The sequence below is a fragment of the Catenuloplanes japonicus genome, assembly GCF_000717135.1.
Lineage (GTDB): Bacteria > Actinomycetota > Actinomycetes > Mycobacteriales > Micromonosporaceae > Catenuloplanes > Catenuloplanes japonicus.
On the sequence record NZ_JNXY01000001.1, the window covers coordinates 859,719 to 885,816 of the forward strand.

The 26,098-nt window shown below is 68.8% G+C and carries 16 protein-coding genes and 1 pseudogene; 13 read left to right on the top strand and 4 right to left on the bottom strand.

The window, feature by feature from the left end; genetic code table 11:
- Positions 1 to 2: 2 nt before the first annotated feature.
- The 4 genes from OP04_RS04000 to OP04_RS04015 all read right to left on the bottom strand — a co-directional run bounded on the left by OP04_RS04000 (position 3) and on the right by OP04_RS04015 (position 10,846).
- Entirely contained in the window at positions 3 to 5,801 is a 5,799-nt protein-coding gene (locus OP04_RS04000) for an ATP-binding protein (RefSeq protein ID WP_033337911.1), read from the bottom strand.
- A complete protein-coding gene (locus OP04_RS04005; protein ID WP_033337912.1) occupies positions 5,798 to 9,505 on the bottom strand; it encodes an AAA domain-containing protein in 3,708 nt (1,235 codons plus the stop codon). Before OP04_RS04005 ends, OP04_RS04000 begins: the two co-directional genes overlap by 4 nt.
- Before the next feature lie 202 nt (positions 9,506 to 9,707).
- The gene (locus tag OP04_RS04010) at positions 9,708 to 10,490 is read right to left on the bottom strand and encodes an IS630 family transposase (protein ID WP_157239222.1); all 783 of its coding nucleotides are present in this window, start codon (positions 10,488 to 10,490) and stop codon (positions 9,708 to 9,710) included.
- Complete coding sequence (locus tag OP04_RS04015) at positions 10,379 to 10,846, bottom strand: helix-turn-helix domain-containing protein (RefSeq protein WP_033337913.1); 468 nt, start codon at positions 10,844 to 10,846, stop codon at positions 10,379 to 10,381. The genes OP04_RS04010 and OP04_RS04015 overlap by 112 nt, the downstream gene beginning before the upstream one ends.
- 153 nt (positions 10,847 to 10,999) lie before the next feature.
- On the opposite strand from OP04_RS04015, the pseudogene OP04_RS51395 reads away from it, so the two are divergent.
- The 13 genes and pseudogenes from OP04_RS51395 to OP04_RS04080 form a co-directional block, all read left to right on the top strand.
- Positions 11,000 to 11,248: pseudogene (locus OP04_RS51395) on the top strand (helix-turn-helix domain-containing protein); the annotation flags it as partial.
- A 337-nt stretch (positions 11,249 to 11,585) separates the two neighbouring features.
- A complete protein-coding gene (locus OP04_RS04020) occupies positions 11,586 to 11,963 on the top strand; it encodes a DDE transposase family protein (RefSeq protein ID WP_063746518.1) in 378 nt (125 codons plus the stop codon).
- A 31-nt stretch (positions 11,964 to 11,994) separates the two neighbouring features.
- Complete coding sequence (locus OP04_RS49140; RefSeq protein ID WP_157239224.1) at positions 11,995 to 12,954, top strand: hypothetical protein; 960 nt, start codon at positions 11,995 to 11,997, stop codon at positions 12,952 to 12,954.
- Positions 12,951 to 14,264: a hypothetical protein gene (locus OP04_RS04035; protein WP_033337915.1), complete on the top strand. Its 1,314-nt coding sequence runs from the start codon at positions 12,951 to 12,953 to the stop codon at positions 14,262 to 14,264. The genes OP04_RS49140 and OP04_RS04035 overlap by 4 nt, the downstream gene beginning before the upstream one ends.
- Positions 14,261 to 15,817, top strand: a complete 1,557-nt coding sequence (locus OP04_RS04040; RefSeq protein WP_033337916.1) for a hypothetical protein — start codon at positions 14,261 to 14,263, stop codon at positions 15,815 to 15,817. The genes OP04_RS04035 and OP04_RS04040 overlap by 4 nt, the downstream gene beginning before the upstream one ends.
- Before the next feature lie 3 nt (positions 15,818 to 15,820).
- Entirely contained in the window at positions 15,821 to 17,218 is a 1,398-nt protein-coding gene (locus tag OP04_RS04045) for an AAA family ATPase (protein WP_033337917.1), read from the top strand.
- A gap of 233 nt (positions 17,219 to 17,451) precedes the next feature.
- A complete protein-coding gene (locus OP04_RS04050) occupies positions 17,452 to 19,413 on the top strand; it encodes a DUF4209 domain-containing protein (protein ID WP_033337918.1) in 1,962 nt (653 codons plus the stop codon).
- Between the two features lie 242 nt (positions 19,414 to 19,655).
- On the top strand, positions 19,656 to 19,913 hold the full coding sequence (locus tag OP04_RS04055) for a hypothetical protein (RefSeq protein WP_157239226.1): 258 nt from the start codon (positions 19,656 to 19,658) through the stop codon (positions 19,911 to 19,913).
- A 283-nt stretch (positions 19,914 to 20,196) separates the two neighbouring features.
- The gene (locus OP04_RS04060; protein ID WP_198153684.1) at positions 20,197 to 20,808 is read left to right on the top strand and encodes an RNA polymerase sigma factor; all 612 of its coding nucleotides are present in this window, start codon (positions 20,197 to 20,199) and stop codon (positions 20,806 to 20,808) included.
- Positions 20,808 to 21,026 (top strand): hypothetical protein, encoded by a 219-nt coding sequence (locus OP04_RS04065; protein ID WP_033337921.1) that lies wholly within the window; start codon positions 20,808 to 20,810, stop codon positions 21,024 to 21,026. The genes OP04_RS04060 and OP04_RS04065 overlap by 1 nt, the downstream gene beginning before the upstream one ends.
- 13 nt (positions 21,027 to 21,039) lie before the next feature.
- Positions 21,040 to 23,769, top strand: a complete 2,730-nt coding sequence (locus tag OP04_RS04070) for a CHAT domain-containing protein (protein ID WP_157239230.1) — start codon at positions 21,040 to 21,042, stop codon at positions 23,767 to 23,769.
- A gap of 201 nt (positions 23,770 to 23,970) precedes the next feature.
- Complete coding sequence (locus OP04_RS04075; RefSeq protein ID WP_033337922.1) at positions 23,971 to 24,207, top strand: hypothetical protein; 237 nt, start codon at positions 23,971 to 23,973, stop codon at positions 24,205 to 24,207.
- A 550-nt stretch (positions 24,208 to 24,757) separates the two neighbouring features.
- Complete coding sequence (locus tag OP04_RS04080; protein WP_157239232.1) at positions 24,758 to 26,017, top strand: hypothetical protein; 1,260 nt, start codon at positions 24,758 to 24,760, stop codon at positions 26,015 to 26,017.
- The last annotated feature ends 81 nt before the right edge of the window (positions 26,018 to 26,098 follow it).

The following is a 26,098-nucleotide window of genomic DNA, read 5'->3' on the forward strand; positions in this document are numbered from 1 at the left end:
ACTCAACCGGCGGCGGGCAACACCGGCAACCCGATGCGGAACCGTGCCCCGCGAAGCTCGCCAGCGTCGTCGAGCAGGTCCAGGGTCCCGCCGTACTCCTCCAGCCACTTGCGGGCGGCGGTGATCCCGGTGCCCCGGCCACCCCAGGTGCTGAACCGCTCGCCGGAGCGGATCTTCTCGGCGTCCGCACCGGACAGACCTACCCCGTCGTCGGCCACGTCGATCACGCACGTGGTGCCGTTCAGAGCGACTGTGACCTCGATTTTGCCGAACTCGCGGCTGGTCCGTTCGTGGGCAATCCGGGCGTTGTCGAAGATGTTGAGGAACACCTGGCTGAGGATCCAGGCGTTGGCGTCGACCAGGATCTCCGGGTGATCCTCCTCGTCCGGGGTCAGGGTGCCGCGCACCTTGGGGTCCTCGAACTCCACCTTCTCCAGACAGGTCTTCACTTTCTCCAGGACCGATACCGGGCCGTTCGGCTCAGTCGCCTCCTGATACATGGCGGAGATCGAGCCGATCCGGGATAGCACCGCCGAGGCGAGGCCGACGTCGGAACGGCGCAGGGCACTGTTCACGACGGCGTGCCGGTTCTCCACGGTGTGCCCGATGAGCTGGACGACCCGCTCGCTGATCTCGGCGCGCATCCGTGCGGTCGCATCGCGTTGCCGGCGGTACTCCTGCTCGATGGCGTACCGGGCCAGCTCCAGCGGCTGATGGTGCGGGCTCTCCACCGCCAGCAACTCGCGCAGGCCGTTGCCTGGGAGCGCATACCGGCCCGCCGGCGCAGGCCGGAACAGCTCGGCGCGGGTCAGCCGCGCGATGGCCATGCCGAGGTCGGTGTGGCGGAGCACATGCTCGGCGTGCCGATCGTCGCCGGCTGTCTCGATGCCCAGGCCGAGGCTGTCGGCGTCGAACTCGTTGTCGTCGAAGGCTGCGGCCACCCGCAGAACCATCAGCGCGGGCAGGTCGTGCGCTAGCGGTTCGAGCAGCCCGTCCCGGGCGGCGCCGCGCCAGTCGTCGTGCCCCCGGGCGCGATCGAGGTCCGACTGTTCGAGCCGCTGGTGGCGCGGGGATCCGGGCACGGCCGGGGTGAGCACGGCGTCCAGCAACGGGCCGAGCACTTCCGGCCGGCCACCTGAGTCGTGGTAGATCGCCTCGGCCGTGACCCCGTCCGGAACGGCGCCGAGCAGATGCAGCAGCCATGCCGACTCGGTCTCGGTGATGTGCGTGTGCGTGCCGTCGAGCAGGGTCGTCGCGTTGAGCTGGGCGCAGATCCGGGCCAGCAGGTTGATCCGGCGGGCCATGCTAGGCACGGCCACGCCGCCCGATTGCGGCGCGATCCACCTCAGCAGGAACGGCACGTCGATTACTGCGACCTGAGCGCGGGCGGGCTCCGGGCTGCCGAACCCGACGACGAACCAGACGACCGGGCCGGTGATGTCCGTCGGCGGCGGGTTGCCGGTGAGCCCGATCCAGCAGTCCAGTCCAGCCCGGCCGAACAACGGCATCTCGGGCAGCCGCAGATCGTGGTCCGGCACACATATCCGGGTCCGGAACCCACCCTCGACCGCAGCCAACGGGTACGACGAGTGGTCGACTCCGATCAGCCGCTGCGCCGCCCGGGCCAGCGAAACGGCACTTTCTTCCTGCCAGCCTCGGGCGAGGTCCTGAATCGACTGGAGCAGCTCCCAGGCCGCGGTGTCGCCGGTCGGCGGGTACCAGGTCTCCAGCCCTCGGGGTACATCATGGTTTCGGACGAAATACCAAGATATAATGTGTTCAAGCGGGGCGACCCGGAACGGCCACCGATCGCGGATGCGCGGGCTGGTGGACGGGTGCGGTGGCGGCGGCTCGGTCGGATCGCGAGTCAGCAACGCCTCGGCTGCCTCGAACTCCCGCCGCTTGATGCAGTCGAGCACGGAGACGTGCCACGTCTCGACTGCGGTGGCCGCCGACAGCTCGGGCGCACCAGGTAGGCTGGCGAGCTTCGCGACGACGGCGGCGGTCAGCTCGTCCTCCTTTGCCTCCTCGACCTCCTGCACCCGCTTGCGGCGGTCGGCGAGATAGGCCTCGGCCTCGGTCCGGCTGCTGACGGCCAGCTCGGACAGCAGAATCGGGTCGATGTCGAGGTGCTCGCCCACCCGCCGGGCGCGCCGGGCCAGGGCCGCGCTGTCGTACCGGACCTGTTCAGTGAGGCGAGCTCGGGCGTCGGCCAAACGCTCCGCCAGCACGCGTAGCTCGGCCGGCGTGATCGCTGCCTCGTCGCGCAGCCGCTCGAAGGCGCTGAACTGCCCGCTCTCGATCAGGGCAGCGGCGGCCTGGCCGATCGGGAGCGGCTCGACCAGGTCGCCGAACAGGGCAGCACCCAGATCCACCTGGCGGTCGCCGCCCGCCTGAAGAGCGAGCGCGAAACGCGGGTACTGCCATCGGCCGGGCCACTGGCGCAGGGCGGCCGGGAAGTCCACCGGCCCGCGCGCGTCGGCCGGCTCCGCGGCACGGCCGCTGACCAGCTCGTCCAGCTCCGCGCAGACCGCCGCGGCAACCGGTGTGGCGATGGGACCGAGACCGGCCTGCTCGCCGGTCAGCGCCGGGCGGAGCCGCTCGTAGGCCGCGACGAAAGCCCGGGCCGCTGCCGCCAGCTCGCCAGCCGGTGCGGCGGCCGGTTCGCCGCCTTCGCCGTCCAGTTCGAGCAACCGCCGTGCGGCGCCGATCACCGCGCCGAGCCGCTTGACGTACTTGGCGCGTGGACGGCCGGTCAGCAGATCGTTGCGCGGCGCGACCTGCCGCCACGTGGTGTCCACCAGGAGCCCGGCGGCTTCCTCTGGGCGGTGCTTGGCCGGGAACTTCTGCATGGTCAGGCGGCGGATCGCAGCCAGGTCGCGACGCCGTACGCCGTCGTCCATGGCGCCGAACACCCCGGTGGCCTTGAACAACGCGGCGTGCGTCTTGGTGGCCCCGTCGATCTTCAGCGGGTTCGGTTGCGCCTCGACCACGGCGGTCGCCAGATGTTCCCAGCGCTCAGCCAACAGCACCGACCGCTCGCGGTCCAGCGCCACCGCCCGCATCAGCTCGGGCAGGGACACCCCGATCGTGGATGTGGCCAGTTCGGTGGCCTGGGCGGCCAGATCCGCCCAGCCGCCACCGGCCTCGTCCTGCAGATCGTCGGCGACGAGCATGGTGTCGTCGTCGCCGCGCAGCACAAGGCGGCCGACGACCGCGACGAGGATCGCCGCCTTCTCATCGGGCGTCGGCGCCTGCCCGGTGGCGTCAAGGAGGGCTTCGTTGCCGCCGGGGAAGCCACGTGTGGCGATCGCCGCGGCGATCGCCGGTGAAGGGGCCTCCGGGCCGGCCGGACCGGCGCAAACGATCGCGGCCTCGACGAACTGGCCGGCCGCCCACAGATCTGCGGTGAGCCAGTGCCGGGACCGAGCGATCACTTCCGGCTCGGCGTCCGCCGTGCGATGCGCCAGGCAGAACGCCGTCGCGGGCCGGCGTAGCGGATCGTCGTCCAGCTCGGCCAGCACCGACCAGGGATCGTCGGCGTCCAGCAGCTCGGCGCGCAGGACTGTGTCCAGGCGTTCGCCCTCGGCGGTCCGGTGCAGCAGGCGCGCCGCAGCCGCGAGCGCGACGGGATCGCCGGCCGATCGGCCTGCGCCGGACGAGGCGGTGGCCTGGGCACCGCTGACCGCCGTGGTCACCTCAGGCGGCTCCCCGCAGACCGCGGCGAGCGAGTCGGCGAGAGCCGGGTCGGTGACCCGCAGGCCCAGCTCGGTGCTCTGCAGGTGCCGGCCGCCGAGCGGCCCGTAGCCGCTGTTGGACAGGTAGTTGAAGCTGCCCACCACCACGTCGTCGTCCCAGATCAGCACCTTGGCGTGCCCGGTGCGGGTGGACAGCGTGAACAGCCCGCGGTAGCTGGTGGCTAGCTCGGTCAGCCCGGCCGTCGCCTCAACCCGCTGCTCGGCGTTCCCGCCGCGATCGTCGAAGCCGACGGTGATCGCGACACCGGCGTCCAGCCGGCTGCGCAGCGCGTCCAACAGCCGGCTGTTCACCACCTCGTCGGCGACGTTCCCGGACGTGATCACGATGCGCCGTTTCGCGGCCCGCAGGGCGGAGCTCCACAGCAGCTCACGGTGGGCGCCGTCCTCGACGAGCCGGACCGACGGGAGCGACCGGGAGACGTGGCGCTGGCGCAGTTCCTCGGCGTGCGCGACCCAGCGCTGCGTCCACAGCCGGGTGGCCGTGGTCATCTCCGGCTCCTCGCTGGGTCCGGCCGGGAACTCCGGGAACGAGTCCGCTTCCCCTTCCGCGCCCGTCCATTCGAACCGGTCCAGGTCGGCCAGGACGCTGCGGCTCATCGGGCCGGGCAGGTTAATCCGGACCCAGGTGAGCAGGTCGTGCACCGCGTCGGCGTGCTGGCGGTCGGCGGCCCGGATGCTGAGCCCGATCTCCACCCGCGACCGGTCCGCGGACAGGACGTTGTACGAGGAGACGAACGCTTCGCGACCGTCGGCGATCACCAGCTTGGCATGCGTCCGCGCCGACATCTGCGGTCGCAGCATCGGATTGCCCCGGGACTGCCGGGTCAGGCTGTCCAGGGCATTCTCCACGTTCTTCGGCAACGTCGACCGATGCGAGATCCCCCAGACCATTACCACCTGGACACCCTGGCCGACCGCGGTCCGCAGGTCCGGAAGCATCCGCTGCAGTGCGTCGTACTTGATCCACGGCGAGACGATGATCAACTGACGTTTCGCCTGCTGGATGAGCCGGATAACCTCGGCTTCGTTCGCGTCCGGCCCGACCATCGCTGTGACCCGCGCCTCGCGCGCGAACCGGTTGGTCAACATGCCCGCAACCCGCTTCGCGTCGGCGACCAGCGCGTTGTTCTCGTCCCGGCGCCGCCCGGCTGGCACTGCGGCGCTCGCCGCGGCCTTGTCTGCGAGCCTGTTGATGAGATCACCGAGCGGCGGCGGATCGACCAGCCGGTCCTCGGCCTCCGCCGCCAGCCGTACGAATACCTGCTCCTGTGGGTAGTCGCGGGCGAGTTGGGTCAGGCGCGCCGAGGCGGCTTCCCGGCGGTCGGCGGGCAGCCTCGACTCAACCACGGTGATCACCAGGTCATCGCCGGTCGAGTTGCGTCCGACGGCGACCTCCAGCCGGATCCACAGGTCCCGGCCGCTGAGCCGGCGGTCCTGGGAACCGCTGCGGATCGACAGGATCCGGCGCTCCCGCGCCGACATCCGCGGGCCGGCCGGTCCGCCTGCCCGGTCGGCGCCGTCCGCAGCCGGGGAGTCGTTGCGGCGCAACCAGGTACGCACGGCACGGTGCAGATCGGCCTGCGTGGCGGCGGCGAACGTCCAGTCGTCACCGAGACAGCGCACAGCGAACTGTCGGTCACCCGGCGCCATCCGCCCGTAGGCGGGCATGACGTACCCGGTCAGCCGGTCGGTCATCAGGTCGAGATGGCGTTCCTCCGACTCGACGCCGGCCAGCGTCGCCAGCTTGCCGGTCCGCCACAGGTCGCGCACCTGGTCGCTGAGCGCGATCCGGCCGGAGCCGAAGTCGACCACGAGATGCCCGGCGCGCCACAGATCGTGCACCAGATCGAGGGTGAGCCGGTCACTCAGACCGAGCATGCCGGCGAGCATTCGGACGCCCACCACTTGGCCGTCGTCAATCTGCTCGGCCGTGCCGATCACCTGCAGCGCGGTGCTTTCCAACGGCGAGAGGGTGTCGCCGAACCCCAGCCGGACACGTACCGAACCGACCTCACACGGCACCCAGACGTGCGACCCGTTCATCCGTCGATCACCTCCGCAGCCGATAACACCTGGCCGTAAAGCTGTACGGCGGTGCACAGCCGCCCCCAGAACGGCCGGTCCTCCTCGTCCGGCCCGGCCGGCATCGTGGTCTCCGCGTCGACGTTCGCGAAGTGGTCGAAGCTGCCCACGATGATCAGGAGCTTGCGGGCCCGGGAGGTCATTACATTGATCAGGTTTCGCTGGGTGAGGTGACCCAGGCTGCTCCACGCGTGACCGGCGGGACCGTGTCGGCGCTGCCGGACCAGCGAGACCATGACGATATCGGCCTCGCGCCCCTGGAACGCATGGATCGTCGAGACGAAGTCACGCACAAGGCCATACTGCTTGAGCAGCTGGGCCTGCTGCCGGTACGGCGAGAGGATTGCCAGTGGCTCGCTGCTGTACCCGTGCCGCCGGGGCTCAGGTTCCGGCTGGAGCCGCTCGACCAGCTTGGCGATGATGCGCGCCTCGCCCTGGTTGAACCAGTGGCCCTCGTCGGCGCAGTCGGGCACATCCCGCGTGTCGAGCCAAACCACCGACTGCCCGACCAGATCCGGCGGACCTTGCACCGGCGCGTGCGGCACCTCCCGTCCGGTGCGCAACTGCCCGCGCGGCAACCCGTCCGGCTCGAGTTCCTTCGACGACGGATAAAAGACCCGGCTGACGATCTGCGCTATCGGGTCGCGCATCCGGAATTGGTGGGTGAGTTCCCGCAGCGGAAGCCGCTCCCGGGCGGCCTGGGTCAGCGAGTCGTCCTTCAGCGCGTCGAACAGGCGGCGGAACGTGTCGAACGTGTCCAGGTACAGCTCGCTGTTGTCGGCCAGGGCGGCTAGCTCGGGCGACGGGTCGTTGGCGCAGTCGGCCAGGAACCGTTCGAAGTCGCTGCGCCGGTGCGCGCCGAGCTGCTTGTGGTCGCCGATCAGCGTCCAGGCGGTGCCGGCGGCCAGCGGCATGGCGAGTTCGGTCGGCCACGCCTTTGCCGCCTCCTCGACGATCACCCAGTCGAAGCGGCTCCGGGTGCCGCCCGGCGTGACCGTCTCGGCGGTCGCCGTGACGCAGGTGGCGAAGACCAGGTCGGCGGCCCGCTCGACCCGATCGCCGAGCTCAGGCAGGATGTTCTCGCCGCTGACCGGGTCGAGCAGCCGGCGCCACACCGACAGGATGCTGGACTGCTCCGGACTGCAGTCGGCAAGCACCTCGTCGACCCGTTTCCGGATCCGTTCCGCGGTGCGTTCGGCCAGCTCGTCACGGGTCCAAGGCATGATCTGCGGGTTCGGCGGCGTACCGCTGTGCGACGTCACGCGCAGTGCGATGAACTCCATGGCATTCGTCGGCTCCCCGTCGGCGTCGATCTCGCCGAGCCGCTGCAACACCCGCTGTGCAAGGTTGTCTAGCGCGAAACCGGACTGCGCCGAGATCAGTACGCGGGAGGTCGCCTCCTCGCGCAGATAGGCGTTCACCGCCTCACTGACCAGCGTGGTCTTACCGGTGCCCGGTGGCCCCTGGATGGCGAAGAACGGCCGGTAAGTAAGCATGTCGCCGACCACCTTGCGGCTTTCCTCGCTCTTCAGTGTGTCCTTCAGCTCAGCCATCGCCCTGGTCCAGCGGTTGGGCAGGGTACGGATCGACCACGGCTTGCGCAGCTGCGCGAGTAGGCCCCGGGTCCGCATCAGGTCGGACCGAGCCGCGACCTGCCGGTGCAGTGCTGTCCGGGTGCCGGTGTCGGACAACGGCCGTATCCAGCCCCGCTCCGGGATCGGCTCGCTGCCCTGGTCGCGGCGCAGCCACAACCGGTCGATACCGACCCGCTGGGTGTCCACGATCCACACCGACCGGCGGGTCACGTCGGTCACCGGGCGCCCGTTCAGGTCCTTGAGGATCTCCACCTTGGACTCGCCGCTCTCGTCGTCGAGGCTGCGGAAGAAGTCACCCAGTGCAGGGCGTAGCCACGGTGAGTCGCTGAACTTGGTAAGCAGCGCATCGGCGTTATGAATGCGGCGCTCCCGCTCCTGGTCCCACTCGATCACCACCTGCCCGGTGGAGTTCTCGGTACGGGTGAAGCCGTACGTGCGGGCGCTGAGTTCCGCACCCTGGTACGCCAGGAGCCAGTCCAGGGCGCTGCCGTACTGCAGATCCTGGGCCGACTCTGGTGACATCGAGCCGAGCTGGTCCAGAAACTCCTTCCAGGACGGCCGCTCGACGAGCGACTGATCCATCACCGAGGCGGCGACGTTCATGCTGACCACGTCGACGGCGGGCACATCCAGCAGCGGGGAGTTGCGGACCAGGTCCTCGAAGGCACGGCGGTTGCCCGGGTGCTCACGCTGGGCGACGTACTTGATGATCAGCGCTGTCTCCAGGGGCTGACCCGGTTTGCCCCAGGTCTTGCGCTGGTAGTACTGGCAGAACCAGGCGCAGTTGCGACCGAGTAGCACCGTACGCGACCGCATCTTGTCCTGCGCGTTCTCGCCGGACCGCACGAACGCCTCCGCGCCCCGCGGCGAGAGCGCCACCCGTACGTTCGTCAGGTCGTACGTCATGAAGGCGGACAGTTCCTCCAGGCCCTCGGGCGTGTCCGCGCCGTGCTTGATCAGACCCCAGCCGATCAGCGTCGGCGCGGCCTCGCGAGGGATGTCGACCACCAGGTACGGCCTGGTCCGCTCGTCCGCGGCGAGAATCAGTCGGATCGCGTCCAGGTCGGCAACGAGAAGCCGGCAGACCTGCGCGATCGTCGGCCGGTTACGGGCCACCGGGTCGAGCATCGAGGACAGGGTCGTCGCAAGCCGGGCCGGCACCCCACCGGCCGGCCCGAGCGCGGCGACCATCCGGCCGTGCAGCTCCCGGTGCCGCTCGACCGGCGACTCGGGCAACGGCTGCGCGGTCAGCACCTCCGGTTCGCAGAACCAGTCCCATACCGTCGCGGCCAAGCTGTAAACATCGGCCTCCGGCGACTCGAGAAGCGGCTCCGGCACCTCCTCCGGAAAGAGGAACCTCATCCGCTCGAACGGCTGACAAACGAGCACGCGGTCGTCCGGCGCGGCCGGGTCACTAAGGAACAGCGCCCGCAACTCGGCCGTGGACACCTCCGAGTCGACCGTCCGACGCAGCAGGTTACCCAGCAGCGCGCTCATCTCGAAGCGCCCGATCCACAGCGCCGGCGTGTCCGCGGACAGATCGGCGAGGATGGCGGCCGGGACCAGATTACGGTGCATGCCGCCCATGTCGTGGATCTCGGCGAGCGCCTCGCACAGCTGCAGGAACTGCTTGACGGCCATCAGGGGCTTGGACCGCATCTCAGTGGCAGCGCCGTCGTCGGCCAGCGAATGATCCGCGCCGCGGGTAGCCACCAGAGCGACGCCACCGACAGCTGAACTCGCCTTGGCCGTAGTGGCCGCGTCTTCGTAACCGCCGTCCAGTACCAGCGGCAGGCCCTGCTGGCCCGACGAGCCAAGCCGGAGCAGCACCCGGACCTCCTGCTCCCACAACAGACCGCCGATCTCACCCAGTCCGACATAGACATGCAGTTCGACGGTCTTACCCTCGCCGTCGATAAGGCGATACCGGCGCAGCCGGCCAACAATGAGATCGAGGCCCCGCGGCCACCGGCCATCGGCCGGATCAACTCGATACGGGCCGTACCGAGCGGTTTGCGGCGCGACGCACAGGTAATGGACCAGATCGTCGATGTCGTCGTCGGAGCTCAACTGGACCCCTCCTTGCGCCCGCCAGACGACAACCCTAATCCAGATGACTCGATCTCCCATCGGCCCATCGGCCCCGGAGACTGGACGTGTCGCGGCACGAGACCGCCGCTCGGCCACCGTGCGTCACCCGGACGAGTCGCCGATGAACCGGAAGATCGCTGGATTCCGCCTCGTATGCAGCGTCCATAGTAGACCGTCGCTTCTAATTGGCTGGGTACAGGTGGCGGAGTCGGGTTCGGGCGTCGTTGGTGGTGAAGTGCCAGTCGACCTGCCGATGGTCGTTGTTCGTGGCGTTCTGCCAGGCCGTCAGCTCGGCGTTGAGGGTGTCGAGATCGGCCAGGCGCCGGTCGAGGCATTGGCGGGTCAGGCGGGACAGCTCGATCTCGGCGACGTTGAGCCATGAGCCGTGCTTGGGTGTGTGGTGGATCTGCAGGCGCCGGGCCAGGGCGTGTGCCGTCTTGGGGTCGAAGGCTTCGTAGAGTGACCCGATCGAGTGGGTGTTCAGGTTGTCCATCACCAGCACGACCTGTGCGGCGTCGGGGAAGTCGACGTCGAGGAGCCGGCGGACCTGGCGGGCCCAGTCCACGCGGGTGCGTTGTGGCAGGGCCTGCACGCGTCGCCATCCGGCCAAGGGCTGGGTGAACACGAAGATCGCGCAGGTGCCCTGCCGCACGTATTCGTTGTCGTGCCGTGCCGGTTTGCCCGGGGCGGCGGGCAGCGGGTCGCGGACCTCGCCCAGTAGCTGGTACGGCTTCTCGTCCATGCAGACCACCGGGAAACGCTCGTCGTTCGGGCGGGCGTAGACGTCCAGGACGTCTTCCATCGCGGCGACGAACTCGCCGTTGGCGTGCGGCGGGATGGTCCAGCACGCCTTCAGGTGCGGCTTGAGCGCCCCCTTTTGAGCACCCGCCCGATCGTGGAATGGTCCAGGCCCGGCACGTCGTCCAGCAGCGCGACGTGCTTCTCCAACAGCCGCAACGACCACCGCGAGTAACCCTCGGGCGGGGCCGAGCACGCCAACGCTGTCACCCGCGCCTCGACGTCCCCGGTGACCTTCGGCTCCACCGGCGGCGTGAGCCGCTTCTTCCGCCCGATCGCCAGATCGACATCCTGGCAGGCCATGAACGCTTCGGCGACGGACCGGACCAGATCACCTGAGGCGTCGAACTTCTCGGCGATCTGCGCCCGCACCGGCACGACCCCGCTGGACTCGTCCAACGCCAGCAGGATCCGCGCCCGAGCGATCGACCGCGCCGAACTCCTACCCGACCCGATGACCTGCTTCAACCTCACCCGCTGCTCCGCGTCCAGCACCACCGCATGAACCCGCTGACGCGCCATCAGTCCTCCACCCTCAAAACCACGACAGCGAAAGACCTACCAGACATCAACGACAATTAGAAGCGACGGTCTACTAGGTCGCTAGTGCCAGTGCGTGAGGTTTGAGATGTTTCGGTCCACGCTGGAGTCAGCGGGGGTGGATCGAGGTTCATCATGTCCACACCTGTAAGGGCCCGCCGGCTAACCGAAGATGAGGGCCAATACCTGCTCCGGCTGGTGCGCTGCGGCGTTCACGACAGCGTCCGGTACCGGCATACGCTGATCATCATGGCGTCGTCGGCCGGGACCCGGGTGTCGGTGATCGCCCGGCTGGTCGCTGCGGACGAGGACACCGTCCGCAGCGTCATTCACGCGTTCAACGACCAAGGCCTTGCGATGCTGGCACCCCGCTGGGGTCCCGGGCCAGGGCCATTGCGTAGCCTGATGGCAGGCGTCTGAGCTGGGGATTCGCGGGGTGATCGGCCTCTGTGGAGGCGAAGGTGGCGGGTGAGATCACGTAGGTGATCATGAAGTTCTCTAGGCCACACGACCACCGAGGACCTCACCCGCCGATGGCATCATCTCTCATCACCGCACTGACCGTTACGACACCCCAGGCCGTCACCCCACCCGCCCCGATCACTGATGGTGAGCGAGGCGGCCTGCTGGCCGTGCTGTCGACAATCCCGGATCCGCGTGACCCTCGCGGGATCCGCGTGACCCCCTCGCAGCGGTCCTGGCTGTCGCGGTCTGTGCGGTCATGGCCGGAGCCTCGTCGTTCGCGGCGATCACCGACTGGCTCCACGACCTGGACGAACACGCCCGCACCCGCCTCGGCTTCACCGACGATGTGCCGGCCGGCACCACAATCTGGCGGCTGTTGATCCGCCTCGATGCGGGACTGCTGGCCGCTGTTCTCGCCGGCTGGCTGCACGCCCGGACCAGCCAGCCGATCCCGCCGGCGCCTCGCCGATCCCGCAGGGTGATCGCGGTCGACGGTAAGACCCTGCGTGGCGCCCGCCTGGACGGCGGCCGCCAGGTGCATCTGCTGTCCGTGAACAACCCCAAAGTGCACCTGGCTAGTTTTTGCAGCTCAGGGTGTGTCCGCGAGTGGCGATGGCGCGCATCGCTGGGTTGACTTACCCACAACCTACCCACATACTCACCATATGGCACCCACACCGAGCGAGCACGCGGTCGCCGAGTTCGGCGAGTTGGTCGGCGCCGCCCGTGCGGCCCGGGATCACTACGAGCGCCTGCTGCTGGAGCCGGACGTGGATCCGGAGGAACTGGACAAGGCCGCAGAAGCGGCGGAGGCCGCTGAGAGGCTGCGTGCCGGCAAAGCTCGGGAACTCCACCAGGCCCGTCGCGTGGTCCCCGCCCCGAGCGGTGTCGGTGGCGCAGAGCCCGTAGAGCGTGTTGAAGCGCCGTTACGTGCGCCGTCGAAGGTCGGTGTGCGCGGCCAGCGTGAGGTTGTGGCGGACGTGCTGGCTGTACTCGGCGCCCCAGCGCGGACGGCGGAGTTGCAGGCCGCGGCGCGTTTCCTGCACGGGGCGCGGTTGACCGCGGCGCAGTTGACTCAGCTGCGGCGAGAGGAGCAGCGTCAGTTCGACCGGGCCGAGGCTCGGGCAACGACCGTAGCCCGGGCCTGGTACGTGGTGCCGTGTCTCTCCGCGGATACGCTCGCGCCCGCGTCGGGCACCTACGCGTTGTCTTCGTGGCCGCTCGTGGACCGGCTCGTGACTCCGTACGCGACGCGGCTGTGGTCGGTGCAGGCCGCTGCGAACGTCGCCCGGGCGCTGGTGCGCGTCTCTGATGCCGCTGAACCGGCCGTCCGTGAAGAGCTCTTGACGCTGCTGACCTTTCTCAGCCGCGGATCGAGTTGGTCGACAGCAGGCACCTCGTTCGCGGGTGAGAGCAAGAACTCGGTGGGCGTCTTGGCGGCCGTCGAGCTGGTCGCGGACAGGGCGGCCGAGGACGCTCGGAAGCTCCACGAGCAGCACCAGCGTGAGGTTCCGGACGCCGTCGCGCGGATCGAAGCGCTGGCGTTGAGGCAGCCGCGTGTCGCCTTCTGGGGCAACAGTGTGATCGGTGCTCCTGCCGCCGCCGACCGCGAGGTGGGTGCGTGAGCGGCGGCTCGGGGGCTGGTGCGCCTCGGCTGGCGCTGATCGCGTTGCGCGGCACGCTGGAACCGGCGCCCTACGATTCCCGGGCCATCATGAGGTCGGCCGGCAACCCGGAATGTCGGGTGCTGCCGACAGCGGCGGCGATGGGGGTGACCATCGACGCGATCGCCGAGCGCGCCCACGCGGTCGGGATGGGGCCTGATCCTCGCCGGGCGATGAGCCAGAACGCGCGGCTGCAGGGGGAGACGTTCGACGCGAACATGCTCACCGACGGGTTGCCGGTGCTCGAGGTGTTGCAGGCCGACGGCTGGGTGAACTCGATAGACGTGATCATCAATGTAGATGATCACTTCACGAAGCCCGCACTGCAACGTGGCACGACGGCAAGCGGCGGGAAGAAGGCCGAGGAAGACCGGCGATGGCGGCTGTTCCATCGTCGGCGTGCCCGCTACACCGCCAGCGCGGTCGCTGCCGCGATGCAGCGATCCGGCCCGACGATGATCCTGCGGGGCGTGGTGGAGACGACCTCGTTTGCTGGCACCCCTGAGCAAGCCTTCGGGGAGTTCGACGTAGCGCTAATTCTCCCTCCGGGATGTGTTCCGGTCCGCGTTGCCCTTCATGCGGAGGTCGGCTTGTCTGGGGGCAACCCGCACGGCTTGATCATGATCGGTGACGCGAAGTCGTGGCGGCGGCGCGGCCGGCTCGACGACGGTGATAAGCGGGCGACTGTCGCTAAGCAGATCGCCCTGTACGTCGCCGCGGCCCGCGCGACCTGGCCGAACGGGCCCGCTGGCGCGGTGTCGATGTTCGGGTTCGTCGTCAACCCGCCGTCGGCGGGAGGCCTGTCCACGGCGAAGCTGACGCGGATCGACCTGTCGCACCCGCTGGAGAAGCTTCTGACGGTCGCCGACCGGTCCGCTACAGCGGTCGCGGATGTCGAGGCCGCGCTCGTGGACGCCGTCGCGGATGGCGCGCGTTTCGATAAGGCCGACGCGGGCGCCACCCGCGTCGCGGTCGCCACGCTGCTGCGCCACGCTGCCTGGAATCCGTCCTGTCTGGCGGCCTGCCCGTTGGGCCAGGCGTGCCGGCGCCGGCTGGACGACAGTGACAGCGTGACCAGGCTTGGGGGCCTCGTGGCGCAGGCCGGGCCCGTCGCGACGATCACCCGTCTCGGAGAACTTCGCCGGGGCGCGGCGCCGACCCCGTCCGAGTCGGACGTCGCGGCCGAGTTCAGCGCCGCGGGCGCGCTGCTCGGCACCCCGATTCCGCTGCCGTGGCGGCCGCGTACCGGCGATCTGGAGGCCACTGCGTGAGCGTCATCATCCCGGGCATCCCGGCGGCCATGCAGCTCGCGCTGGCCGCCGACGCGCACACCACCGGTCTGCCCGTCCCGCTCTTGGAGTACCGGCATATCCCGATCGACCCGGGCGCGCAGGTGTTGTCGCTGATCGGCTTGACCGGAGACAACCTGCCCGTCGGGTTCGCCGTCGGCGGTCTGGACGATGACGAGCCGCGCACCGTCGTCGTGGTCGGGGAGCCCCGTGACCCGGCGCTCGCGGTGCGCGCAGGGGCCCGGATGGCCGACATCCTCGACCCCCTCATCGCCGGTGGCGCCGGTATCGTTCCGCAGTTGCTCCTCGACGGGCCGAATACTCTCGATGCGCTCAACGCGTGGGCGCTGCGCCTGCGTAACCCATGGCTGCCCGGCCCGTACGGCGCCGACCCGGACTTACGCGTCGCGGCTGAACGATGCCGGCACGCGTTCGCGCTCATCAGGTCGGTGACGACCGCGGCGAAGATCCCCGACACCGATGTGCTCGTTACCGCCGTGGAGGCCTTGACCGGGCACCTGATGTTTCCGCTCGCCGGGGCGCAGGAATCACAGCAGCTCGCGGTCTTGCTGCTGTGTCTGTACCGCGCGGGCGCGCCGATCACCGTGCCACTGTCGCAGCGCGACATCGTACGTTTCATCGAGCAGATCGAGGCGGCCGAGGAGATCACCCTGTCGGCGGCCACTGATCCGGGGTGGGACAACAAGCGGCTCTTTCCCGCTTTGTACCGGTTCAAGCACCTGCGGAATGCGACTGCCGGCCGTGACCAAATGCGCCGGGTGGACGCCGCCGTCGTTGACCAGGTGGCGAGGGCCAGTGGCCTCCACCATCTCGTGCGCGCCGCGCTCGTTGATCGACACCGCGCGGTCGCGGAGGCCTTCCGGGCTCTCCGGGAGCTGCCCGAGCTGCCGAGCCTGCCGGTCCGGCGCGCCGGTGCCGTCCAGCACGCGAGGAGGACTCTGCAGCGCGGCGCCGCGCATGAGATGGCGTGGCGAGACTTTCCGACCTTGGCGGCAGCGAATGCGGACGGTCGCCGGAGGGACGACTTGAAAGCCACCGCGCTCATCGACAGTGTGCGCTACGACCGGCGTGCATTCGCCTACGCGCAGGCCCGTGGAGAAGCAACCGTGGCACGGCCGGTTGCGGTATCGCCGGACGGCCGTCGAGTTGAGTTGGAGTTCGCCGTCCCTCTCGCCCCGCGCGGGGGCGCGGGATGGTGGTGGCTTGACGACCGTGGGCCGGCGCCGATCGCCGGTGACCTTGAGGTGGCCGCTGACGGGCGTGCGGGACAGCTTACCGTTCGCCAACAGATGCGTCGGCTAGCCGCCGACCCCCAAATACTCGTCGGCCAGGGCGCTATCCGGCTGACTTGTCTCACGCCCCCGTTCGAGGGCCGTCCATGGTCCCCTCGGTCTGACATCCCGAACCGGCCTGCCAATCCCGGGGTGATCATCCCGGGCGCGGTCCAGCCCGACGGCAGCGAGGGACCCGGCAGGTGGGCTACGCCGATCGACTTCCGCACGTTGGGAGACTGACAAATGCCCGACCTCTCTATCCCGGAGACCGCCCAGCAGGTGACCGACCAAGCGTTGCTGGCGCTGCAGGAGGGCCGCGATGTGATCATCCGCGCGCACGCGGGCGCGGGGAAGACCGGAGGACGCACTTCCGGCACCATCCGGATGGCTGCGGCCGCGGCGGCTGGCGGGCGCCGGGTCGCGTTGCTCGTCGCGCAGAACGACCAACTCGTCGAAACGATCCGCCGGCTCACCGATACCTGGCCGGCCCTGATCACGACGCTCGTGCCCGCCTCATCGTCGTGGGACGCCATGCCCGTGTGGATCCGGGACCGGCGGCTGCGGGCGCAACGGCCGAATCTCGAGGTCGCCAGGAACAACCCGGTCGCCGAGCAGCGGCGGCGTGACGGCGACGGCTTGTTCGTGATGACGCTGTCGAAGTTCGGTTACCTCGCGCCGAGCTGGGAGGACCTGCCGGCGCGGACGCTGACAGCAGTCGATGCATTCGACGTCGTCATTGTCGATGAGGCGTGGATGGCTCCCGCCGCGGTGTGGCGGAATCTGAACCACCTTGCCCGCCAAGTCGTCCTGATCGGCGACCCCGGGCAGATCATGCCGTGGGAACCGGACAGCGAGTTCTACCCCGGCATGGCCGGTTCGCCGATCGAGGCGCTGCCGGACCTGGTGCGCAGGGAACGCGCCGGGAACGTAGTCGAGCTCGACCTCGCGGTGACCAGGCGCAACCCGTCTCACACAACCAAGATCACCGGCCTTCTGCCCGCGTACGCGGCCGCACCGACCCGGCCGATGTTCGACGCGACCGAGGTCCCGATCACGCTGGGTGCGGCCCCGCTGCATCACGAACCGGCCGATGGAGTGTTGAACACACTGGTCGGCGCCGGGATGGCGCTGTACCGGCTGCCAGGCGCCGTCGCGCCGCAAAGCGATCGGCACGTCGCCGCCGGCTGCGCACAGATCGCCGCGCGGCTGCTCAACCTGGGTGCGGAACTTGGCCACCCCGACGGCGCCCGGATGCTCACCGCCGAAGACATTGCGATCGTCGTTGCTCACCACGATCAGCGCGCCGCGGCGCAGGCCGCGCTGGCAGACGCGGGCCTTCGCGGTACCGCCGCGCCGCGCGTCGCGACCTTCAACACCCTCCAAGGCGCGACGGTCGCCGTATCGATCATGTGGCATCCGCTATCAGGCCGGGCCGACGTGTCCGCGTTCCACTCCGACGCCGGCCGGCTGACGGTCGGGCTCACCCGGCACACGCACGGGTGCGTGATCGTCAGTCGTGACGGGGTTGGCGACCGGATCGCGGCCGCTGCGGTTGCCGACGACATCGAGGGTGACGCAACGGACCTGCGATACGCCGGTCTGCGCGCTCATGACCTTGTGTGGCAGCACGTCGCTGGCTGAGGCTTCATGGCGGGCTCTTTGGTCCTCGCCAAGGTCTCGATGGTCTTCACCAAGACTTCCACCGAGGTCATCAAGACCTGCACAGGCCCTCTCCGACGGGGTGCTGCGCGTGCGCGACAGCCGGCCCCTCCACGGCAGGGTGATTGCGGTGGCTCGCGGCTGTAAATCAGGTGCGTGCTCTCGTGAGTCCTGCCAACGTATATCGCCTGTATGCAGGCGAAAGGTAGCATTGAGTGGTTGACGCGGCGCAGGACCAATCTGCCGGTGGCCAGCTGGCGCAGGCCGCACCGGAGGAGACATACCGATTCGAGGCGACGCACACGGCGATCGCCATCCAGATCATCGACCGGGCCTTCACCGATAGCGCGGACCGCTTCGACGCGATGATGCGGCTCGGTGACAGGAACAACTTCGCCGATCTTGGCGGGCCGGACACGCTTTACACAGAGCTGAGCCGGGCATTGGCCTACCACCTGGTGTTGTTCGCCCGAGGTGAGGACCCGGGCTGCACTCTGGAGGCCGAGGGATACGGCGTACTTCAGGTGCCTGCAATCACGGATGTGCCGGATCCGGTGCTGGAGCTGTGGCGTGCGGTTGCTGCAGGGGTGACGCCGCGCGCCGCCGTCGCATTGTTCTCCGACCTTCTCTGGAGTCGTCGCGGCCCGGGTGCCGGTGCTCATGGTGCCCGCGCTGCCAGCGCCTATCTTGACCTGGGTGGTGGTACCGATGAACTCGCGAGCACCCGATATCTGGTCAGGGCCTGGACGATCGCCCGGGAAATGCACCGCGACGACCTCGATGAGCAGATCCGGGAGCGGATGGCGAAGATCGTCACGGAGGTGCTGAACGTGACGCCCGGTCAGCGGCCCGGCGTGACACTGCCGCTGTTGGGCGCGCTGGCCCGCGGGCCGCTGCGAAAGAAGAGGATGTCGGTGGCCACAGACCCGGTCCCGGTCGACGAGTTGCTGGAGCGGGCCGCCAACAGCTGCGTGCGCGGTCCTGAAGCGACCGAAATCGCCCGGTACCGGCGGCCCAGGGCCACCGACACCACGGGGATCGCGGCGATCGACCGTGAGGAGATCGCGGCCTACCGGCGGGACGCCGACGCCGCTGGTCACCCGGCGCAACAGATGCTCCTGTTGCGGGACACGGCGCGGGTCGCCGCGGACCGCGGGCACCATGATCTCGCACGGGGCGCGGCGGCGGCGATGCAGCAGATTGCGCCTGATGATCTTGATCTGCAGACCTTTACGTCCTCGACGACGTTGCCCGCCTTTGTGGTTGACGGGTACCTGTCCGGGTTCACCTCCGGCCACGAATGGAGCGACGGGATGAACGAGTTCCTGACCAGCGAGTGCCCCACAGGGAACATCGTCGACCTGCGCAGATTGGCGATCGACAACCAGGGCTTGCTCAGTCGGCATCTGCCGTCGACCCTGCTGAGGGGCGGACTTCCGAGGGCTACGACTACGACACCGGAGGAGATCGAGAAGCACGAGATGAGTCGCTACGCGACTCCGCGGGCGGAGGCCATCGGCCGTCTTCTGGCCGAAGGGCTGGACCGGATCGTGCGTCGCTATGGCACTCCCGAGCAGGACGAACTCGTCCGCTACCTGATGAGTCGGGGAGGCCGTGACCAGGGCCTGGTCACTACCCTGGCGAAGGCGTACCGGCACTTCTGGAACGGCGACTACGAGTCCTGCATCCACCTCGCGACGCCGAAGTTCGAGGCCGCCGCGCGGGCCCTGCTGATCGAGTTCGACGAGGGCATCTATCAGGTCGAGGCCACGAACTCACCCGGCGGCTTTCCCGGCCTCTACGCGCTGCTGAACCTGCTGGAGAAGGAGGCCTTGGACGAGTCGTGGGCGTACTTCTTCGGCTGGTTACTCGGCGGACCGTGGGGTGCGAACCTCCGCAACGACGTCGCCCACGGCTTGCCCGCCCCGATGAACCCCGCCTACGCCGCACTGGTCCTCCGGGCGGTTACGTGCCTGGGCGTGGTGGCCGGTCCCGTCACCAGTAGCCACCTGCCGGTCACGGCCCGGCGCGCCCGCGAGGAGATCCTCGCCACGCTGGTGGATCCTACCCCCTCCGCCGGGCACGTCGGGAACCTACTCGGCCGGCTCGCCAGCGACGCCGAGCGCCTCGCCTGGTGGTTGCGCGCGATCCGGCTGAGGTGGATCCGTCATACCTGACCGACGAGGCTGGCCGCCTGGTCGAGGCCTATACACCAGCCCTTGGTCGCGCCACGGCCGCTCCTCGGCCAGCCGCGCCGTCGGCGTAGCCCGGGTGGGTGCCGAACACGTGCGCGGCGAGCAGGGTGGTGGCTTCGCCGGCGGCACGGTGTCCTGGCCGCCGGCTGATTTCGCATTCTTGTCCTCCGATGACCTCTTCCTAAGTGACGCCGCGGGTCACGCGGGTTCGGAAGGGGATCACGATGGCGGACACGTCCACTCCGCAGCGGCGAGAGGAACGGCCGGAGCAGATTCGGGCGTTGGTGTGGTGGCTCGTCACGGCGCTCTGCGGCATCGCCGTAGCCGTGCTGCTCGCTGGCCTTGCGGCCCTGGTCACGGTGGTACTGCACGGCGATGCGATGCAGGTCTTTACGGTGGGCGGCGCGACGTTCGGGACGTCCCTGACGCTCGAGATTGCCCTTGTCGGCCTCTATCTGGCGGGCCGGAGCCGTAACGCGTAGTGCCGGTCGGGCTTGCTCCTTCGGCCCACGGGTAACCCGAACGGGTGTCCGGCCGAATCAGGTCGGGCACCCGTTGCGCGTTCTGCCCCGCTCGGGCCCTCGAACAGCTGAGAGGTTCGAGTACAGAGGAAAGGCAGGCGACCATGACAGGCATCGGCCGGTGCATGATTACCAGCTTTGCGGATCTGACCCCGACCCATGAGGTGATGCGGTGACCGACAGAGAACACGACCACCCGGGCGGGACCGGGCCACCGGATGGAGCCGGTATGGGGACGGGCCGCGTGCTGCGCGACGTCGGCGTCGCAGAGCCGGCCACGATCAGTCCACCGGTCTCGGTGCCATTGCGGGCGACGTGGAACGCCGACGGCGCGACGATGGGGCAGGCGCCGCCGGGTGCCGCATCGGACGCGGTCAACTTCGACGCGTTCTACATGCGGCACTGGCCGAGTCTTCTGCGCGCGATGGTTCGGCGTTGTGGGAACGACCGGCACTTGGCGGAGGACATCACGCAGCAGACGTTCCTCGTCGCCTATCGCCGGCGTGACCGGCTGTCTGAGGTGGCCAATCACCAGGCGTGGCTGCACGCCGTAGCCGGAAACGCGGCGACGAAGTACTTCAGGCGACGGCAGCAGGAGGAGGCCCTGCTCCGCACGATGGCGGCCGGTGCTCCAGGAGCCCCATGGTCGGGCTTCGACATCACCCTGCACGATCTGCTGACCCAGGTGCTGACTGAGCGCCAGCGGCGGATCATCATGTACCGGTACTTGGAGGATCGGCCGCTGAAGTCGATTGCCGAGACGATGAACTTGTCGGTCCGCTCGATCAACTATGAGATAAGGAAGTCGTTCAACCTACTTCGGCCCCACCTCGACCCGGGACAGGAGGACTCGTGATGGCGGAATACCACGGCGAAGACCCGGTCGCCGAGTCGATCGTCTCGGCGAAGCGCCGACTCACCGAGCTGAAGCTGGACGCCCTGCTCGACGAGAAGAGCAACCCGGCCGACATCGGCGACATCGACGCTCTCGGTGACGAGGTGCTCGCCGGGCTCGACCGGATGCAGCCCGTCGACCGCGGCAACAACGTTCGGGTGAACCCGGTTGCCGGCTGACGAGGAGCTCAGCGTGCTGCGAGCGCGGCTGGAGCGGTTCGCGACCGACGGTGACCCGGAGGTCCTACTGCACCCGTCCGTGCTCGCGGACGTTCTCGCTCTCAGCGCTGCTCTGTACGGCCGCCTTCTCGACGACCCCGGAGCCGCCGCCGTCCTCGGCAACGTGCACTGGCGGCGATATCTGCTGCTGCCCGAGCCGGACGACCAGGACGACCTGCGGGCCGCGCTCGCCGTCTTCACTGAGCTGGCGCCGTTTCGCTCCGATCTGGTGCCGCCGGAGGTGCTGGGTTTCCTGCGCGCCGATCAACAACCGGCCGGCGAGAATCCGGTGCGAGAGGATTCCCTTGGGGACAAGCCCCAGACGGAGCGAGAGGCTCCGATCACCGTCGACCCGTGGCGGTCGGAGCAGCTGGAGCAAATTGCCGCAGTACTGCGGGTGATGGAACCCGCCGGGCCGGGCCCGACCGGGCCGGTGGCGCTGCTGAGTGACGCCGTCGCAGGTTTTACGCGATATATACGCTCCGGGCAGTCAGCGGATGTGGACGAGTCCGTTGCCCTAGCGTCATCGGTGGTGTCGGATCCGGAGGCGCGCGGGATGTTGCGTTCCATCGCTGTCGATGTGCTTACCGGCCTGCTCCTCGTCCGATATCAGATCCATGGTCAACTTGCCGATCTGGACGCCGTCATTGCCCACGGCCGGGCGATGTCCCGCCGAGACCCGAGTATCAACCTGGCGGGCTGGCTTTCCAACCTCGGCTTGGCGCTGCGAATTCGGTTCGAGCGCATCGGCGAGGGCGGCGACCTGGACGAGTCCATCGCGCTCCACCGCGAGGCGGCAGCGCTGACACCAGCGACGGACCCGAGCCGCGGCCGGTACCTCTCCAATCTCGGACTTGCGCTGCGAATTCGGTTCGAGCGCAACGGCGATTTCGCCGATCTCGGTGAAGCAGTCGCCGTCACGCGCGAGGCGGTCGAGTCGTCACCACCCGACGCCCCGGACTTGTACCGCCTTCTCACGAACCTGGGCGTGGCCCTGCGGGAGCGCTACGTGCATCAAGGCAACGCCGAGGATCTGAGTGAGGCGATCCACTCCGGCCAGATAGCCGTGGCGCTCCTGCCGGAGGGACATCCGGATCGCGCCGGGGCGCTGCTCAACCTGGGCGGCTCATTGCTCGCTGCTAGCGAGAGCCGGGCGGACGACCGGCGGCTCACCGAAGCCGTCAATGTGCTGCAGGAGGCTGTGCGAAACGCCGCGGAGATCCCCACGCTGCGCGCGTTGGCTGCCACCTACCTCGGCCGGACGGCCGCGATGCGGCACGATTGGCGCCTGGCGGCCGACTCCTTCGAGACGGCGATCAGCGCGATCGACTTGATCGTCCGTCACGGCCACCGCCGCGACAGCGAGTTCCAACTCGCCCGGTTCGCGGGCTTGGCCTCGGACGCAGCGGCGAGCGCGCTGCAGGCCGGCGATCTCGAGCGTGCGGCTGAACTATGGGAGTACGGCCACGGGATCCTCTTCCGGCAGGCCTTGGACCAGCGGAGCGAGCTGGAGGCGACCATCGCCCCGGCCGCTCACGCCCTGGCCCGGCGGCTTACGGAACTACGTCGGTTGGATGCCGGAGGCCGCTTGAGCACGCGCCACCGAGAGTGGACTGAGCTGGTTGCGGAGATCCGTTCGCTTCCGGGGTTCGAGCATTTCCTGCGCCCTGTGCCGGCCCACGAGCTGACGGCAGCGGCCGCAGAGGGCCCGATCGTCCTGGTAAACGTCAGCGTCTACCGATCGGATGCGATAGCCCTGACCGCCGACGGCATCAGGATCATTCCCCTGCCGGGCCTCGACCCAGACGATCTACGTCGCCGCCATCACACTTTCAACCAAATTGTCAGCCGGCACGGCAACTGGGAGGCCGGCGACCAACTCAGTTGGCTCTGGGACACGATCGCCGAGCCGGTCCTGGAAGGCCTCGGACTCCATCACGGCCCTGACCCCGACCAGGAGTGGCCGCGTCTCTGGTGGTGCCCGTCCGGCCCTCTCGCGTTCCTGCCGTTGCACATGGCAGGTCGCCTCGACGGTCAGCAAAACGTGCTCGACCGGGTGGTCTCCTCGTACACCCCGACGGTCCGAGCGCTCGTCGACGCGCGTCGCCAAAGCCCCCGCTTGCTTGCCGATCCGCGAGTATTGGCGGTCGGCCTCACCGAGGTCGCCGGCACTCCGCGGTTGCCCGGGGCCACCGGCGAGGCTCGGGACCTGGCACAGCGCTTTCCTAGCAGCAGCACAGTGCTGACGGACTCGCAGGCAACCGCCGATGCCGTTCTGAATGCGCTGCACGTCAGCGACTGGGTGCACCTCGCCTGCCACGGCCAGGTCGACACCGTTGATCCGTCCGCGAGTGGTCTGCTGCTAAGCGATAGCACGCTCACTATCCGGGATCTTGCTAACCTGCGCGTGTCGGGCCAGCTTGTCTTCCTCTCGGCCTGCCAGAGCGCAATCGGGGAGGCGTTGCCCGACGAATCGGTGAACCTCGCCTCGGCCTTCATCCTCGCGGGTTACCGCCACGCGCTGGGCAGTCTCTGGCCGATCGCGGACGACATGGCCCCGCAAATCGCCGATGCCTTCTACACGGCATTGACCAGTGGTGTCGATAGTCCTGCCCGTGCGCTGCACTGTACGCTCCGGGTGATGCGTGACCGTTATCCTGACCAGCCCCTGGACTGGGCGTCGACAATCCACGTCGGGCCTTGATGCGAGGCCTGATCCGGACGTGCGGCCCTTCCTCCGTGAGCTGATGGACGCTGCGGCTGCCTGGCAAGACGTTGTCGGTGACCGCCTCCCCGCGGACGCTTGCTCCGACCGAGGTGTGTCGGGTGCAGGTCCGGGCCCGGCGGACCCCGCGCGACATCCGCACGTGCTTTCGACTCCCTCGGGCTGAGCGGTTATCCGCCGATGCGGCCGATCGAGTTCGACTCGCTGCTGAAGAAGGCGTTGTCCGAGCGTCCGCAGGTGCTGGTCTGCGATGAGGATGCGTCGGCCGTGACGAACCCGCTGACAGCGAGATGGCGAACCAGCGCTGACAACGACGTGGCGACTGCCAGCGACCTGCTGCTGCGGATGGTCTATGGGACCGCCGCGCGCTTGGAAGTCCTGACTCAGCCGCCGCTGCGCCGACACGAGTGGCATTGACAACGAGACCGGCCCCTCCCGGGAGGGGCCGGTCTCGTTACGTGCCGGGATTAGATTCACCTGATCCACTTCGGTTGCCGTTTCCCTGCACGGGGCCGACCGACTGAGTTGGAAGGGCCGTTCTTCGTCGACGACTTCGATCGGCACTTTGCGGCCCGCCGTCGCACGATTCGTGGCTGAGATCGCGCGGTGGCGAGTACGGAACGACGTCCCGGTGCGCGTCTGAGGACGCGGGTACGGCCCCGGTATGGGATCGTGTGCTACTCGCCGCGGTGCCGATGGTGAGTAATCGCCAGCGTTGTGATCGCAAGGGCGAGGTTGATCAGATCGATCATCGTTTCAAGAGCGATGGACCAGTGGTTCATGGTGAACTCCCGCGTATCGGTGCGGGGCGGCCGGCCGGGCCCCTTGTGGATGTTGACCTCAACACTGCCGGATGGGGTACCTGTCCATCGATGGGTTCGTAGGAAGCCGAAGGGCTGCCCGGATCGGTCGAGACAGGTGAGCAGCGTTGGTCGTATACAGCTCGAACGCGGTCTACGGTGGTCGGATGGTGTCCGGTGAGGTTCCACCGAACAGCCGCAGCGGTACCCCGGCCCCTGACCCGGACGGGATCCAGACCGTCGCGGAGCTCGCGGCCGCGTTGAACATGTTGCGAGGCGCGCGCTCGTATACCGACCTCGACAAAGCCGTCGGTGGGCAACCGAAAAGTGCCCGCGGGCGGCAACCGCAGCGCATTCTGTCCCCGAGCACGCTCGGTGGACTTCTCTCCGGCAAATCAGTGCCAACCACGCAGACAATGGTCAACTTCCTACGTGCCTGCGGGCTGGGGGAGGACGAACATGACCCGTGGATGAGGGCGCGGGAACGGGTGAGCACAGCGCATACACGCCGCCCGGCGGGTGCAGTGCGGGTATCGCAGGCCGACCCACGCCGGCTCGGTGTCCACGCCTGCATCCAGGTTGAGGCTGGCGCCGAGGATCTACCGGTGTACGTTCCACGGGACGTCGACGCAGATTTGCGCACCGCAGTCACCGCGTCTCGCGCTCGTGGAGGTTTCGTCCTGGTCAAGGGCAGCTCCTCGGTGGGCAAGAGTCGCACGCTGTATGAGGCGGTCAAGGCCGTGCTGCCGGAGTGGTGGCTGCTGCACCCGCGCGACGCCGCCGCTCTGATGAAGTTCGCCGCCCAGCCGACACCACGGACGGTGATATGGCTCGACGAGTTCCAGCGCTACCTGAACCACCCGGGTGGCCTGCCGGCGGGAGACATCCGGGCGTTACTCGATGCCAGCGTGGTGCTGGTCGCGACATTGTGGCCGGACGAATACGGCAAACGCACCGCCCTCCAGCAGCCAGACGAACCCGATCTGTACGACAACGATCGAACACTGCTGGGCCTGGCCACCGTCATCGACATACCAGAGTCATTCAGCCGCCGGGAACGGGTACGCGCCGCCCAGCTCGCCTCAGACGGCCGGATCCGCGTAGCGCTGGACACTACAGATGCCGGGTTTACCCAGGTTCTGGCCGCAGGCCCGGAACTCGTCCGCTGGTGGCGGCATGCCGATACCGGGGACGCACGGCAGTGTTACGGCAAAGCCGTAATCACCGCCGCGCTCGACGCCCGCCGCGTCGGTGCCACCTCGCCTCTCACCGCCGCGTTCCTCCGAACGACCGCATCGGCCTACCTCACCTCGGAGCAGCAGGCCACTGCAACGACCACCTGGTTCGACCAGGCTATGGACTACGCCACCAAACGGCTGCACGGCGCCACCGCCTGCCTAATACTGCAACCCGAGGTCGCTACCTGAGCTGCGGTGATTCGTTGTTCGGTGGTGCTGGGTGATGCGGTGCTTGCGGAGTGGCAGGCGGGTTTGGATGATCTGTTCGCG

Excerpts from the sequence above, each read along its gene's own strand:
- OP04_RS04000 (WP_033337911.1), bottom strand. The coding sequence starts at position 5,801 with ATGAACGGGTCGCACGTCTGGGTGCCGTGTGAGGTCGGTTCGGTACGT.
- OP04_RS04020 (WP_063746518.1), top strand. The coding sequence starts at position 11,586 with ATGGCCGGAGCCTCGTCGTTCGCGGCGATCACCGACTGGCTCCACGAC.
- OP04_RS04045 (WP_033337917.1), top strand. The coding sequence starts at position 15,821 with ATGCCCGACCTCTCTATCCCGGAGACCGCCCAGCAGGTGACCGACCAA.
- OP04_RS04055 (WP_157239226.1), top strand. The coding sequence starts at position 19,656 with ATGGCGGACACGTCCACTCCGCAGCGGCGAGAGGAACGGCCGGAGCAG.
- OP04_RS04065 (WP_033337921.1), top strand. The coding sequence starts at position 20,808 with ATGGCGGAATACCACGGCGAAGACCCGGTCGCCGAGTCGATCGTCTCG.
- OP04_RS49140 (WP_157239224.1), top strand. The coding sequence starts at position 11,995 with ATGGCACCCACACCGAGCGAGCACGCGGTCGCCGAGTTCGGCGAGTTG.
- OP04_RS04075 (WP_033337922.1), top strand. The coding sequence starts at position 23,971 with ATGCGGCCGATCGAGTTCGACTCGCTGCTGAAGAAGGCGTTGTCCGAG.
- OP04_RS04080 (WP_157239232.1), top strand. The coding sequence starts at position 24,758 with ATGGTGTCCGGTGAGGTTCCACCGAACAGCCGCAGCGGTACCCCGGCC.
- OP04_RS04015 (WP_033337913.1), bottom strand. The coding sequence starts at position 10,846 with ATGGCGCGTCAGCGGGTTCATGCGGTGGTGCTGGACGCGGAGCAGCGG.